Consider the following 14012-nt stretch of genomic DNA (forward strand, 5'->3'; position numbering starts at 1 on the left):
TTAAATATTTTTTGTATATAAAAAAGACACCTCGTTTGAGATGTCTTCTTTCCATTAGTATTAATTATCATGTTCTCGTTTAATATCAGGAACAAATCGTTCGGATTTAGTGTTTGTTTCGCTTTCCGTTTGAACTTCCTCTTCCAAAACCGAAGATAGTATTTTAAATATAACACTAAATATTCTATAAGATGAAAGCACAAAGAATACAAGTAAAAATACTAAAGAAACAAGTAAATATCTTGATATTTGACCACTTTCATCTTGGAACATGTAAAGAATCATAGAATACATTGCCAATAATAACCCACAAATAACAGATTGTTTTACATACATTGTCAGATCACTTTGGGCATTATTATCCTTTATCCTTTTCATGACTTTCGCGCTAGTTAAGGAAATTAATATAGACATCATTGTACCAAGAAAGGCAATAACAATAGAACTAACAGTTATAGTAGAATTAAGTATAGCTTCTAAATTATTAATGTTGTTTAAACCTAACTTGTAGTAATAAACAACTATAGAACACAGTAAAGAAAAAATAATTGGATACCATACTTCCCAAGTTCTACTATTCATTTAGCAGACTCCTCACTCATATAAATTATTAATTTCTTCAATTCTACTTCTATATAACTGGTGCATTCTTGATATAACTGTACTATGCAGAATGTTTCTAGATTCCGGACTTATGTCAGTTTCAGAAAAATTTGAGTAATCCTTTAATCTATGTCTTATCAAATCTACTGTTTCAGTTCTTGCATCTTCATCCGCTTTCTGTCTTACTTCTACTTTTGTAACGTTGGGATCAGCGGCTAACTGTTCAAGTTCCTCATAAACAGGAAGCCTACTATTCTTTTTAGATCCTTTTTGTTGAATACTGATTTTATAGCTTATGCTGACACTTTCATTAATATCATCAGTCCTATTCACAATTCTTCCTAAAGCTCTTCTTGTTGTCTCATTTGAATTCTTAATATCTGCAACAGAAACATCTGCACTTCGAATTAAATGATCTCTTGTTAGAAGTTGAATGGCTTGAGGATGAACTAACGGTTTAAAAAAAATTGTAAACCCAGGTTGATTAACAACATCAGTGAAATAGTTTGAAATTGCAGAAGGAGAAAGGCTATGCATGTTTCTTCTTATCATTATTACACAATTCTCCGGGTCATACAAAACAGACACTTCCTCACCAAAACCTTCAGCTTCATCTAGATCGTCAAAATATCCATAAGTACCGTCATCGTTAGTTTTAACAGGAAAACCATCTTTCCTGATTCTAATAAAATGTAGTTCCCACTTATTATTATTCATTCCTACTGACTGTAACCTAGCTTGATCATTACCTAATCTATATACTCTATTTCTAGTAGGTATTTCTTGCACTTGAGTTAGCGCATTACTCAAGTCACAAATCCTCTCTTCCATCACGTTTCTCTCTTCGTTAAACTGACGTGCATACACTTTAAAATAATCGAATCCGATTGCTTTTGCCATTTCTCATCCACCCCTTATGTTTGTTGCTAAACAACTTCGACACAAAGGATATATTTTCCTGCAAATTAACAGGAAATTACATAATTGATGTCGAATGTAATTAAAGAGAGGAAGGTTTTTATTAATATATTTGCAAGGGAGCAGTCTTTAAATGCCTATAAATGTCCAAACTCACGAAACAATAATGACTGTCACACCAACTTATGCGCATAACAAACACCATGATTTAGTCCATGTAGAAACTTTTTTCAGAACTACTGCATCTATCGCTGAGGATGAGGTCTTCTATGTGCCAGGCAAAGAAGAAGTTCCATCTCATATTTTAGAAATATTGGAACTTGGTGGATTCACATTTGAACCTATTGTTGCATCAGAAGTTACAAGTCAGGTATCAAATTTTGCAGATGTTATTGCAAAGGGCACCAAAGAAGAAGCTCTAGCTGATGCAATGATTGGTCTTGGTAGTAAATATTTAAATGCAGTAAAGTTAAAGTCTATAGGAGAAGGCACTAACTTCTATCATCTAAGTTATGATTATGCTTTAATTCCTGAGACTGATGGTTCTTTTGTAATTCAAACTACTTTGCCACACAAAGGCTTTAATATGCCTACTGGTGGACAGGTAAGGTTTGTCGTTGTATTACCAGCAGGCGCAAAATGCGACCGTGCCGCAACCAAAGGTGAAGTACCAGGTACTACACAGATTTTAGAGGAGCCAACGCCTGCAAATGTTGCGAACGGACGTGAAGTTGTAAGTTTCTTTTATCAAAACGATCCAAAATTTACTGTGAAATACAAGTATTAGTCATGATAAAGACCTTCCTCTCCCCTCATATGGGGCTATACTTTGATTATTCCCAGTTCGTTTGATTTGAATATCTTAACTTTTATAACATTACACCCTTCTTCTTTATACTTTTGATAATAATATTCAGCCTCCCGTTCTGTATCATATCGCTTCATTTCAATTGGTTTATAATTACTTGTTAATATGACTCCGTACATTTAACCTTCACCTATCCTTAAAATATTTTTGTATATAGAAAAGACACCTCGTGAGAGATGTCTTATGATTTTTCATTCTAAAGTTAGTTTGACTTGGTATTCTTCATCTACGTTGTAAGTATTATCATTTCCCCGTTGTCCTACAAACCATATGAATTTAATCCACTTTATTTCATCAACGTTACTCTGTACTAAAAAATTTATATTCGATGTGACAGACACACCTTCATAGATAGTTCCGTTAATTTCATCTGGACTGTATGAGGTAGCACCAACGACCTGTTCACCTGTACTAAGTACTAGTGTTCCGTTAGCAGGAAAGGTATCAAATGCTTTTTTAGTCGTATTTTCCACCTCAAGTTTAATTCCGACCATGGAATGTTTTCCATCATCTAACTCCAAGTTGTTTGTAGTTACGACTTTTAATACCCTGCTTTTAAATCCGTGGAAATCATCTTCCCAAGTAGCATCATTGAAATGATTGTAGATATCGTTTTCTTTTTCAGGTTCTTCACTTTGATCATCAGCACTGCTATTGTCGGTTGTCTTTTCATCCGATCTATCTTCTTTATTCGCTTCATCAGCTGGACTACTGCTTGTTGACATGTTACTACAACCAACTGCAAAGATAACCAGCAAACAAATTGTAAATAACCTCTTCATAAATTATTACCCTCTCTCGTTTAGGTTGTATGAACATTATACCTTATTTTACCAAGAATAGGGTGCAAAAAAGGGCACCCTATTGGACGCCCTTTTAAACAAAAGCAATTCAATTTGATTCGATCTGGACAATCGATATAATTCTTTCACACTATCATATTAACACATAAATACGGACACTTTGTGGACAGATTTCGGACAGGCTTATTTCAGAAATTTAATAGCATCCACTCCGAAAAATATAACCGGTAAATCAGAAATGGCTCTTTCCAAATATCGCCGTACTGTCCTTTCTTCGATATGTTCCATTTCTGCAATCTCTCTTGTTGTGTATTTCTTAGGTGTAATGTACTTCATTTCCAGAACTCGAAAATACTTCAATTCATCTTCGCTGCAATTACGACGATAAGCTTCTATTTTTCCTTTGATGAAGTAAACCATAGTGATGGATTTCTTTTTACTTTGCTTTATGGATTCAATCGTTTCTAGGTTTATGTCATCGATGTCTAAGTCCTGGATGGATGTTTCATCAAATTTCATCATGTCATCTTCTAACTTTTGACAATGAAGCACAAGAGCTCGATAGTGTTTTAACAACAATTTGATGTTTCTTAATCGTCTGTCATGCTTTTCCTGAAGCCGTTTACTTTCATCTGCCTTATAAGCTCTAATTGCCTCTCTGGATGCCGTTTCTGTGATCAACTTTAATTGTTTCTCTGATAATTGCATGATATGACCTCCTCTCAACCTCTAATCTTCGGTATAACACTTCCCCCAAACTTCTTGCAATCTATCCCAGCCTTTGTTGAGCATTTTTCTGATTTACTGCAGAACGTTGAGCAGATATAGCGCTTGTCCTCTTTGATCATCCAATCCTTTCGATCATCAGCTATGATGACATTCATTCTTCGTCACCATACAAGGAACGCATTTCCTGCATTAATTGCTCATCTGTATATTTTTCAAACACGGATACATTAACACCTTGTGCTAATGCCAAATGCGCTATAATAGACTCTCTTTCTCTATCCGTCATAGATTATTACCTCCTCGAACAATTCACTTGGGGTTTCTGTTCCTTAATTTCTTAATGTACTTGTGGAGATTCTTGATTTCACCTTTCAAATACTTAATCTCTCTATCCTTCGCATCATCTTTAGTCGATATATTCATAGACATTAAGATTTTACGAAGCTTGGTAACGCGAACCGTCTTTTGATGATTAAGGACATTGTTTAATTCATCCTTAGCTTGGTCGAAATTCATTTTGAATCACCAAGAGTGTTTTTCATTCTTACCAACCTTTCAATAAATTTTGTAATTTTACAAGAACACTTGTTCGTAATATAATCAAAATAAAAAAGTAGGTGATGCTTTATGAACAAAGACCAAGAACAAACTTTATATGCCTATATCGTGCTTCCTTACGTTCTTAAAGTGTTGAAGCTCGACTACAAAAACATAAGAGAAAAACAATTCGGTACCAAGTACGTTCTAAGCGACTTCGTTGAACAGGTCACGGAAGCTGTTCAAACTAATCTAAATGCTGTTAAGCGTGAGATCTATTCCAAGCACCACATGAAAGTTAGGGAACTCGGCCAATCAAACGGTAAGATTAGATATGACTGGCAAACTCCCAATGATTCTGGAGACTTATACTTCACTCCTGAACAACTAAAGGAGTTAACCAGAGACATGATGTCCGAATACTTCTTTGGTCACCTGTCCATAGACTTTGAACCTAAAGATAATTATTTGTGGGAGCTAGATTGACTTTTATAAACGTCCTCTAACCATTCGATAAGCATAACCATTTGTTTTTTTACTAGCTCGTTATTCCCGTACCTATCACATAGCTCCCCAGCTGAAGTCATCACCCATTCCCAAAAATCATTGCTTGTAAGGCCATGTTTAATCGCCTTTTGATTACTTTGGTTAATCCAATCAGCTACTTCCGAATAAAAAACTTTATAGTCCATCAGATCGCCTCGATTTTTATATAGATACCCGGTGTTTCCGCCCAAAACTTTTCAACAATCTCTGAAACTACTAATGCATCATCTTTCCAATACCCACAATCCGTCATACAGTCCTTTAATAATTTTTGAAGATTATCCGTATCTGGTTTGGTGTACTTGTATTCGCCGTGTTTATGATTACCTGTGACAGGAAAGCACCACTTGACCATTAAACGGACGGAATGCTTATACTGGTTTTCAGGTACATGTTGGCCAAGATGAGCCATTAATTTAGATCGTGCTGCTTTTAGTTCCTCCGGTTCATAAAAGACCGGTTTCCCATTTACGACCGTTACCTTTTTCTGTTGATGCGTCACGGTAGGTACTTTTTTTAATGGCATGAAGAACTCCGTAATCATAGATCCGATTCCTTCACAAACACGCCGTTCCTCATTTCACCCTTACGATCTTTTATTTCGCTATATGCTAGTTGAATGCAAAGCCCTATATCTAAATTCAATTGCATCGACAGAATCGTCAACACCACATAAGTGTCACCTATAGAATCCATTACTTGTTCAGTATTCCCTTTCACGAATCCTTGAGCTAACTCTCCGACTTCTTCCATCAATTTCAACATTTGCTTTTCTGGTTGAGCTTCATCTAGTTTTCTATCAATCGCCCATTGTTTTATTTTTCCAGTTATATCATCCATCGTATATACCTCATTCCTCATTTTATAAATCGTAATGATTATTCTTTATGATTTTGAAAATTTGCATTGTCGTAGGAAGAGAAAATGTGTGTGGCGGGCGTAGCTTAAGCCCACCACTTTTTTCTCTACGACCGAATGGGAGGGAAACGGAAATTTATATATATATATATATATACTTTTTCCCTTCCCTCGGAAATTCTCGAAAATTATCGAGTTTTTCCCTCAATAGTGAAATCGTGAAATCCTCGACTTTTTCCCTGATGAAGGAAAGGAAAATATTCGAGTTTTTCCTTATTAGGGAAAGTGAAAATTATCGAGAATTTCCCTATTTTGATTAGAGGGAAAGGAAAGAAATTTATCGACCTTTTCCCTTCCTTATTTATCTGGCTTTCTACCAACCTCACCGTTTGTTATCCAAAAACCACCGTGACCTTTTATTCTGTTTCTTACAGTTTTTGGAGTAACACCCATGAACTCTGATAAAGAATCTAGTGTTACGGTGCCCTCAATCGTGCAAGATTCATAAGCTAACTCTAACGCTTCATTTTGTTCTTTTTTACGCTCACTAGGACTCTTTTTCTTTTTATCAAAGTTCTTCTTCCAGGTAGGCTTTTCATCCTCTGGCTGAATATCCTTCAACATGCCAGTATCGTCCACTTTATGAACAGGGTACTGGAACCACATATTGACTGGACTAAACTTCGGGTATTCGCGTAATGTACCTTCCACACGCCATGCAGAACGGATACGGACTTTATCAACTGCCTGATTGATCTCAGCTTCTACCTTTTCTAATATATCCGGAGACAGTACGCGCTTCGCATGATTATTCATTTGAGACACGCTTTGTTGATCATCTATTCCTACATGTTCGTCAAAGTAATCGTAATTAGCCTCTTGAATAGCTTTTACATAAATGGCATTAGCTGCAGCGCCTTCCTGTTGTTTCATCAGATCATCCGTAAGCTCTAACTCTACTAAGTCGATTAATGCATCAGGATCCCGAGCAAACACTCCAGATCCACTCGCTCTATCCATGGACTTCTTACCACCCTGCGTACCTTTTGAATGATGGTGACAGTAGATTACGCTAGAGCCTAACTCTGTGGCTATCTTGTCAAACTGGTTAGTAAAGTGAGCCATTTGATCCGCGCTGTTTTCATCCCCTGTTAACACCTTATAAATGGGGTCAATGATAACGGCGATGTAATTATTCTTTTGAGCTCTTCTGATTAATTTAGGAGCTAGCTTGTCCATTGGTACTGACTTTCCACGAAGATTCCAAATGTCAATATTATCGATGTTGTTGGGCGCTAACCCTAATGAACTATATACATCTTTGAAACGATGTAAGGCGCTTGCCCTGTCTAATTCAAGGTTTACATAAAGGACTTTTCCTTTTGTGCATTTCCAACCAAGCCATTTCGCGCCTTCTGCAATCCCTATGGACAATTCAATTAACGCAAATGATTTACCAGCTTTAGATGGACCTGCCATTAACATTTTGTGCCCTTGCCTTAGTACTCCTTCGATTAAAGGTGGAGCAAGTTCTGGCATGTTGTCCCAGTAATCGGTTAAACTCTCGGGATCCGGAAGGTCGTCATTAATACTCTCAATCCATTCGTGCCATTCTTCCCAATTCGGTTTTCCGATGTTGGTATCGATAATGAATTGCTTTTTACCATTCCGTTCAACACCTGGGAGACGTGATAACCGAGAAGGGTTTCTATTTTGCTTATCGATTTTCAACCCGTTCTTCTTACAGACATCGTACAAATAATCAACGCGTTTACGGTACTCGTCATAGTTGGCAGCATCTACTTTAACAATGGCGTGTATGCTCTTCTTGCCACTGTAAACCAACGTAGCGATCGGTAATTCCAATTCACGTACAATGGCATTTTGCTTTTCTAAATCCATATCGTCTGATTCAACGAGTGCATATCTAAATTCCGTGACGTTGTCATTTTTAACACCATGGCCATCCAACGGATTAAAACGTATCCATGCGCCGGCTTCTGGTTTGTAATCACCAAACACCGCTCCAATATCTCCGTTAGATTCGTTCAAGGCTTGAATAAGCTCACCAGCTGTTCTATCCCAGTTGCCTTTTGTAGGTTTGTACTCGCCTTCTTCTGTTTCCCAGACGCTTGTGACGTAACCGACGTTTTCAGATGCTTCAAATAATGTTTCTAGGTATCTAGTAATCTCTTGTACGGGATTCCATTTTGCTGGTTCGCTGATTTCCATTCCCTCAATCCAGTTGCTATCTACGACGACGTAATCTTCATTGCCGGCAATCTCATCGTTCCAGTCCAGTTCCCTATCTTCAATTTTTCGTTTTGGCTCCCAACCATTCTCTTTAGCCATTTGGGTAATGGTTGCTCCTGTAATTCCGTTACCTTCAAAAGTCGTCCACTTTTTAAAACATTCACCTGGATGATAACGAGCACTATCCCGTCTACTCCAATCCTCCCAGTCGCTTGCTGTATAACCTTCCTGTCGTAAAGCCATCCCAACGTTTAGCCACTCCTGGTAGTCTAAGAACGACGGATCAATGTAATTTAATAATTCAAGTAGATTCAATTTGTGGTGTTCCATAAGGTGATATCACCTTCTTTCTGATTTATGCTAAAATTAAATAAAAAGTATTGGAGGAATCGCCTAATGAAAATGGCAGCAATAATTATAAGTTTATTTTCACTATTTGTTTCTTTATTTGTTGCATTCAGAAATGTTTGGATTTCACGCAAAAACATCGATGTAACTCAAACTGATAACGCGATTAGAAGCTTATTTATCAAGTCTTATGATGGATGCATGGTTTCCCATAGTTATCAAGTTAAACCTGATAACTCTCCTAAAATTATTTCCGCTGGTTTAGCTGAAATTGTAGTAACTAATAAGAGCTCACTACCAATCTCGATATTAGAGTTTTCAATTCCGGATTATCCTGCATTTTCTTCATATTCACCTACCAAGGACTCTTTTACTATCACCACTGAAGAGAATTCAAGAACTGTAGTTGGTGATGATTATTCTCCTTTAGAATATCTAAAACCTGAATTTACACTTGATCCCTATACAAGTAGAAGAGGATATATCATGTTTTGGTCAGGTTTAGAAACAGATAACATGCCTATCGAAGAAGATATTCCTCTAAAAATTCTTACTTCAAGAGGACAAATAAATAAGATAATTAAATTTTCAAGTTCATTAGAATCAATAAAGAAACACGTTCATTACAGTCAAGATGAAATCGGCGGAGTTATTAAAACATACAGCTGTTAACCATTGTAGTTTTTGATATCAATACCTTGTGGTATCTTCCAACCATTAGCTGCAATGCGATCAATTAGTTTCTTCGCATTATCGAAGGACCATTTACCAACGTGTTCGAATCCTCTTTGTTCTAAGAATCTAATTTGTTTAGGAGTTGTCAATCCTTCTTCACGTCTTTTATCTAATCGTTCTAGTAGTTTTGTAGCCTTTCCGGCATTATCTACCTGATCAGGAAGGATCCCTAACTTTTCTAATGTTTTCACTTGTTGCTCACTAGGAGGACCCATTTCCCAACCGAAAGAAGGAACATAACTCGCTAAATCCTCTGCTTGAATACTCATTTCAAATTGCAACGGATCTACTAATTTTCGCTTACGACGTTTCATTTCTTGTAATTGCTTGGCCAAAGCTTCTTCTCGTTGAGCGATTACATCTTCCTCAGCCGTTTTCTCCACTTGTTCTAAATCGAGTGCAATTCCAGCTTCTTCAATTTGCTTGGTCATGGCTTTGGCCACTTCTTCATTTTCAGCAATTAAGTGAGCTGGATGACATAGTTCGTGACGGTCTGTATGCCACAAGAAGTCTAGTAACAATAATTCAGTTTTACCAGGATGAAGTCGGGTACCACGCCCAACCATTTGGCTGTATAAACTTCTTACTTTTGTAGGTCTTAGCACGACCACACAATCAACCGATGGACAATCCCATCCTTCTGTTAGAAGCATAGAGTTACAAAGTACGTTGTATTTACCTTTATCAAAATCTTCTAATACTTCAGCGCGGTCTTGTGATTCTCCATTTACCTCCGCAGCCTTAAAGCCTTTTTTATTCAGTATTTCCGTAAACTTTTGGCTTGTTTTAACAAGTGGAAGAAATACTACTATTTTTCGGTCACTGGCCACTCTGATCATTTCATCCGCAATCGATTCTAAATATGGATCCAAAGCACTTCCTAATTCACTTGTCTTAAAGTCGCCTGCTTGTTGGCCAACTGCTGATAAATCTAGTTTCAATGGAATCGTTAACGCTTTAATCGGACTTAAGTAGCCTTCTTTGATTGCTTTTGGCAAGGTATATTCGAAAGCTAGTGATTCAAAATAGGATCCTAAATTCTTCATATCCCCTCGATCTGGTGTAGCTGTAACCCCTAAGACATTCGCATCAAAATAACTTAATACGCGTTGATAGCTGTCTGATATACAATGATGCGCTTCATCGATAATAATGGTGTCAAAAAAGTCTTTACTAAACTTCCGTAAACGTTTATCTCGCATCAATGTTTGCACACTACCTACTACTACACGGAACCAACTACCGATAGATGTTTGCTCAGCCTTTTCAGTAGCACATTTTAAGCCTGTTGACTTTTCCAATTTATCTGCAGCTTGATCTAATAACTCGCCCCTGTGGGCAAGGACGAGAACACGTTCGCCCTTCTTAACTCGGTCCTCGATGACCTTTGAAAAAACAATTGTCTTTCCACATCCTGTCGGAAGTACAAGTAACGTTTTTTTATTTCCTTTTTCCCATTCACTTTGAATGGATTCTCTGGCATCTTGTTGATATTCTCTGAGTTCCATTCGCTACCTCCTAAAATTGCCCTGGTGTAAATCCGCCTTGTTGTTGTCCTCCTGTTGGAAAAGGGGCTTGGTTTTGCTGTGTTTGTTGTCCTTGCGGAAATGCTTCTTCATATGAATAGAATTTCTTCACTTGGTTATTCGTACGTTCATTTCCGTCATTTCCCATGAATTTATTGATTTCTAATTTCAATTTTCCTTTAGAACCAATAACTGTATTCCAATTCATACGTAATTTTTCACCTTTTTTCTTTTGGCCAATACCAGAAAAAAAGTTAGAAAGTAAACCTTCCGTTTTTGTATGGAGAAATAAGTTATGAAATACAGTAACGTCCCCATGTTCAGGAGAATGAACGGTTAACTCTAATTTCGCTTGATTACAAGCAGGCATTTTTTTACTTCCTGCAAAACGAGCCCGCTCAAATTTGGCGACCGTAAAATTATAATCACCCTCTGGCAGGAGTATAAAATCGCCACCATCCTTTTCTATCTCATCATCCCAGCCTAATTCGCGTTCTACTTCTTGACTCATTCCGATTCCTCCTAATTGTTTTTCTTGTAAACTTTAGTTCTAGCTTGTCTACTTGCTGCATATAGTGATAACAGGAACATTAGAAAGGCGTATTCTTTCTTACCTCTTCCACCATTCCAAATACTTGTTGCCACGCCCCTACAAGCACACCTTCTATGAAGCTATTGTCATAGTTCACAATTGGAGTATCTTGTGGGTAGTATCCCTTTTGACTAACGACAATCTGTATTTCTTCTTCCGACACATCATGTTGAGTCATTAGATCACGTAAAGATTGTGGGATAGCAGTATCTAATGTAGCTTTAGGTTCTTGTGTTTGGTTTACCTTTTGTGGTTCCGGTACAGAACCAGTTGTTTCTGGACTAACATTCGCTGCTGCAGGTTGCTGATCTACAGGAGGCGGTGTTGCCGGTTGCTCCACCTTCGGTTGTGCAGATGGTGTTGGAGTACTTGTATTGCTAACGAAAATATGAGCAATGCGAGAATACTCCATCGGAAACTCATCTGGTAGTTCGTGGCGGTTTTTGGCATCCCAAGCAGGATGATGGTTGGCGTAAATGGTACGTACACCGCCTTGTCCTTTATGTTTCTTTCCTTTGTCGTCCGTCGCCACGCTAAACGTTTTATAATTCATGAACAGGACCATATCAGCCCATTCTTTTGTTAAGGCAGCCGTCTTAGCGGTTGTTTTATTTCCTAGTTTTAATTCCCAACGGTCGTAAGCTCCCATTTCGTCCGGTTGTTCAAATTTTGTAATTTTTGCGTGAGCAGTTAAGACAACATTGATACCCATTTCAACTAAATCAGATAATCTATTCAGGAATTTCCCAAACTTTTCTTCCAGTTGGATGAATCCCTCTCCATAACCAAAGCTTGTAATACTTTCTTTGCTTGCTCGGCTAGTGACAAAATCGATAGCTAACCGCTCCGCCCAATCTATCGTATCGATAATGAGCGTTTTACCTGGTCGATTGTTTTTAAAGAAATCAATTTGTTGATAAAGCATAGTCCAACTTGAAGGCTTGTCCATTCTTGCCACATCCATATTGCCGGTACTACCTTCTGTATCAATAAAAATTGGATCCGGAAACTGTGCGGCAAAGGATGATTTACCAATACCTTCAGGCCCATATAAAACTACTTTTTGTGCCTTCGCTACTTTTCCTGTCGTAATATTCATTGATTAAAACTCCCCCGCTTTCCAAGTCTTTGTTTCAGGTGCTTTTTGCACTTGCTCCTGGATCTTATCTTGGCCAACAACATAACCGTCCTCGATGATGATTGAGCATTCTTCTCCACTTGAAACTCGTGTTGCAATTGCTTGTAGATCTTCTTGAACTAGCCATTTGCCAAATTCCTCTAATGATTCGAGGTCCATTTGCTCTAACTTATCCAAAAGGATGAATCCACAATCTGGCTTCAACTTACGAACAATGGCGGTAGATACTTTCAATTGATCAGAGCCGCTCATGTTATCCCATTTTTGACCATTGTAGACAAGGTCACCATCTTCTACAGATAAGCCTTCAAGTGGCAAATTAGCATTTGTGAGTAAGTCTGTTTTCTCCTTGCGAATACTTTCAATCTGATTAGATAATTTGTCGTACTGAGTGCGATAATCGTTTGCGTCCGATTCAGCCTTATCCTTGTCTAGATTTGCCCGGACTTTACGATTGATCTCATCAATTTGTTGGATGTTAGCCTGTAACTCCTCGGTTGATTCATCCTTCAAATCTAAGGCATCTTTTTGTGCGATCTCCAAGTCACTTCCAAGTTGACCATACTCTTCTTCTGCAAGCCTCAACTGTTCTTTTAACCGTTCAATTTCTTGCCCTTTTGCAGCATACTGAGATTGGATACCAGCTAGTTGCTGACGCTTCCTCTGATTCTCACCGTTACGGGCTAAAATTTCTTGTTGCTGACTAATCAAATCGGATGCTGATACAGGTTCTTTAGGTGCATCAGGATAGTAGGTTTGTTCCTCAGCATACTTTTTCTTTTGATCCGCAATTTGGCCAATAGAACGACGGTGGTTATAGACTTCTTGTTCCTGTTGTTCCAACTCATGGAGTTTATCTCCTACTCCGATGATTTGAAGAAGAATGTTGGCTTTTTCTTTACTTGTTGAATTCATAAACTTTGGTAGATTAATAGCCAATTCTTCTACGAAGCTATCCAGTAATTGCTGTCCCGCTTTCTCTCCATTAGGGTCAATTACTTTTAGGTCGCTGTTTTTTCCTTTACGTTCAACCACAAGACCATTAGATAGGACGATGTGAAGGCGAGGAGGTATAACAGATCCTTCTCTATTTGCCTGGCTAGGGCGATATTTATTTCCGCCCAGCCCCCAAGCAATAGCATCTAATACACTTGTTTTGCCTTGATTATTCTTACCGCCCACAATCGTAATCCCATTCGAAGTAGGCTCCACTTTAACTGCTTTGACACGTTTTACGTTTTCGATTTCTAATTTGTTAATTTTGATCATTACCATTCCCCTCACTTCTCAAATTTCTCCAATATTCAGGACTATGTTGGCTAACGTTATTAACCCAACCTTTATCTTTAATAAAGTCCATTTCTCCCTTGTACACTTTTTGATCAAGGTCATAAGGAATCAATTCTCCAGGGCAATCAGTAGTAAGACTACCTTCTGCCCCTTTGCAAACTTTACAAATAGATAAGCCGCCTTCCACAATGTTTCGTTGCGCCCATTCATCATGAGGACTAATGTCCTTTGAAGTATAAAAATCATGCTTCATTTAAACCAGGTCCTC

General features: G+C 37.8%; 18 protein-coding genes. 3 read left to right on the plus strand and 15 right to left on the minus strand.

Going from position 1 to position 14012, the window contains the following annotated elements; all coding sequences use genetic code 11:
- Nucleotides 1–60: 60 nt before the first annotated feature.
- Both KO561_RS12935 and KO561_RS12940 read right to left on the minus strand, forming a co-directional pair.
- Entirely contained in the window at nucleotides 61–582 is a 522-nt protein-coding gene (locus KO561_RS12935; RefSeq protein WP_231093695.1) for a hypothetical protein, read from the minus strand.
- 12 nt (nucleotides 583–594) lie between these two features.
- Nucleotides 595–1503 (minus strand): DUF6731 family protein, encoded by a 909-nt coding sequence (locus KO561_RS12940; RefSeq protein ID WP_231093696.1) that lies wholly within the window; start codon nucleotides 1501–1503, stop codon nucleotides 595–597.
- A 151-nt stretch (nucleotides 1504–1654) separates the two neighbouring features.
- Here KO561_RS12940 and KO561_RS12945 point away from each other — a divergent pair, with 151 nt between their 5' ends.
- Complete coding sequence (locus KO561_RS12945; RefSeq protein ID WP_231093697.1) at nucleotides 1655–2308, plus strand: hypothetical protein; 654 nt, start codon at nucleotides 1655–1657, stop codon at nucleotides 2306–2308.
- Between the two features lie 35 nt (nucleotides 2309–2343).
- On the opposite strand, the gene KO561_RS12950 is transcribed toward KO561_RS12945, so the two are convergent.
- From KO561_RS12950 to KO561_RS20445, 4 genes are all read right to left on the minus strand, one after another.
- Nucleotides 2344–2508 carry a hypothetical protein gene (locus KO561_RS12950; RefSeq protein ID WP_231093698.1) on the minus strand — a complete coding sequence of 55 codons (165 nt, stop codon included), beginning with the start codon at nucleotides 2506–2508 and terminating at the stop codon, nucleotides 2344–2346.
- Between the two features lie 72 nt (nucleotides 2509–2580).
- Nucleotides 2581–3114: a hypothetical protein gene (locus tag KO561_RS12955; protein ID WP_231093699.1), complete on the minus strand. Its 534-nt coding sequence runs from the start codon at nucleotides 3112–3114 to the stop codon at nucleotides 2581–2583.
- Nucleotides 3115–3375: 261 nt separating this feature from the next.
- Entirely contained in the window at nucleotides 3376–3900 is a 525-nt protein-coding gene (locus KO561_RS12960; RefSeq protein ID WP_231093700.1) for a macro domain-containing protein, read from the minus strand.
- 172 nt (nucleotides 3901–4072) lie between these two features.
- Nucleotides 4073–4207, minus strand: a complete 135-nt coding sequence (locus KO561_RS20445) for a hypothetical protein (RefSeq protein WP_269140654.1) — start codon at nucleotides 4205–4207, stop codon at nucleotides 4073–4075.
- A 341-nt stretch (nucleotides 4208–4548) separates the two neighbouring features.
- Between KO561_RS20445 and KO561_RS12965 the strand changes: the two genes are divergently transcribed.
- Nucleotides 4549–4944: a YhjD family protein gene (locus KO561_RS12965; RefSeq protein ID WP_231093701.1), complete on the plus strand. Its 396-nt coding sequence runs from the start codon at nucleotides 4549–4551 to the stop codon at nucleotides 4942–4944.
- Here the strand turns inward: KO561_RS12965 and KO561_RS12970 are convergent.
- From KO561_RS12970 to KO561_RS12985, 4 genes are all read right to left on the minus strand, one after another.
- Nucleotides 4923–5150 (minus strand): hypothetical protein, encoded by a 228-nt coding sequence (locus KO561_RS12970; protein ID WP_231093702.1) that lies wholly within the window; start codon nucleotides 5148–5150, stop codon nucleotides 4923–4925. The two genes, KO561_RS12965 and KO561_RS12970, sit on opposite strands and share 22 nt — an antisense overlap.
- Nucleotides 5150–5548, minus strand: coding sequence for a RusA family crossover junction endodeoxyribonuclease (locus tag KO561_RS12975; protein WP_231093703.1), 399 nt, complete (start codon nucleotides 5546–5548; stop codon nucleotides 5150–5152). The genes KO561_RS12970 and KO561_RS12975 overlap by 1 nt, the downstream gene beginning before the upstream one ends.
- Entirely contained in the window at nucleotides 5545–5844 is a 300-nt protein-coding gene (locus KO561_RS12980; protein WP_231093704.1) for a MazG-like family protein, read from the minus strand. Before KO561_RS12980 ends, KO561_RS12975 begins: the two co-directional genes overlap by 4 nt.
- A gap of 375 nt (nucleotides 5845–6219) precedes the next feature.
- Nucleotides 6220–8445, minus strand: a complete 2226-nt coding sequence (locus KO561_RS12985; protein ID WP_231093705.1) for an AAA family ATPase — start codon at nucleotides 8443–8445, stop codon at nucleotides 6220–6222.
- A 66-nt stretch (nucleotides 8446–8511) separates the two neighbouring features.
- Between KO561_RS12985 and KO561_RS12990 the strand changes: the two genes are divergently transcribed.
- Nucleotides 8512–9135: a hypothetical protein gene (locus tag KO561_RS12990; protein ID WP_231093706.1), complete on the plus strand. Its 624-nt coding sequence runs from the start codon at nucleotides 8512–8514 to the stop codon at nucleotides 9133–9135.
- Here KO561_RS12990 and KO561_RS12995 read toward each other — a convergent pair.
- The 5 genes from KO561_RS12995 to KO561_RS13015 form a co-directional block, all read right to left on the minus strand.
- On the minus strand, nucleotides 9132–10706 hold the full coding sequence (locus KO561_RS12995) for a DEAD/DEAH box helicase (protein ID WP_231093707.1): 1575 nt from the start codon (nucleotides 10704–10706) through the stop codon (nucleotides 9132–9134). The two genes, KO561_RS12990 and KO561_RS12995, sit on opposite strands and share 4 nt — an antisense overlap.
- Nucleotides 10707–10716: 10 nt before the next feature.
- Nucleotides 10717–11235 (minus strand): hypothetical protein, encoded by a 519-nt coding sequence (locus KO561_RS13000; protein WP_231093708.1) that lies wholly within the window; start codon nucleotides 11233–11235, stop codon nucleotides 10717–10719.
- Nucleotides 11236–11314: 79 nt separating this feature from the next.
- A complete protein-coding gene (locus KO561_RS13005) occupies nucleotides 11315–12415 on the minus strand; it encodes an AAA family ATPase (RefSeq protein WP_231093709.1) in 1101 nt (366 codons plus the stop codon).
- 3 nt (nucleotides 12416–12418) lie between these two features.
- Entirely contained in the window at nucleotides 12419–13723 is a 1305-nt protein-coding gene (locus KO561_RS13010; RefSeq protein WP_231093710.1) for an AAA family ATPase, read from the minus strand.
- Nucleotides 13710–13997, minus strand: a complete 288-nt coding sequence (locus KO561_RS13015; RefSeq protein ID WP_231093711.1) for a hypothetical protein — start codon at nucleotides 13995–13997, stop codon at nucleotides 13710–13712. Before KO561_RS13015 ends, KO561_RS13010 begins: the two co-directional genes overlap by 14 nt.
- Nucleotides 13998–14012: the final 15 nt, after the last annotated feature.

This window comes from Radiobacillus kanasensis (genome assembly GCF_021049245.1).
Lineage (GTDB): Bacteria > Bacillota > Bacilli > Bacillales > Amphibacillaceae > Radiobacillus > Radiobacillus kanasensis.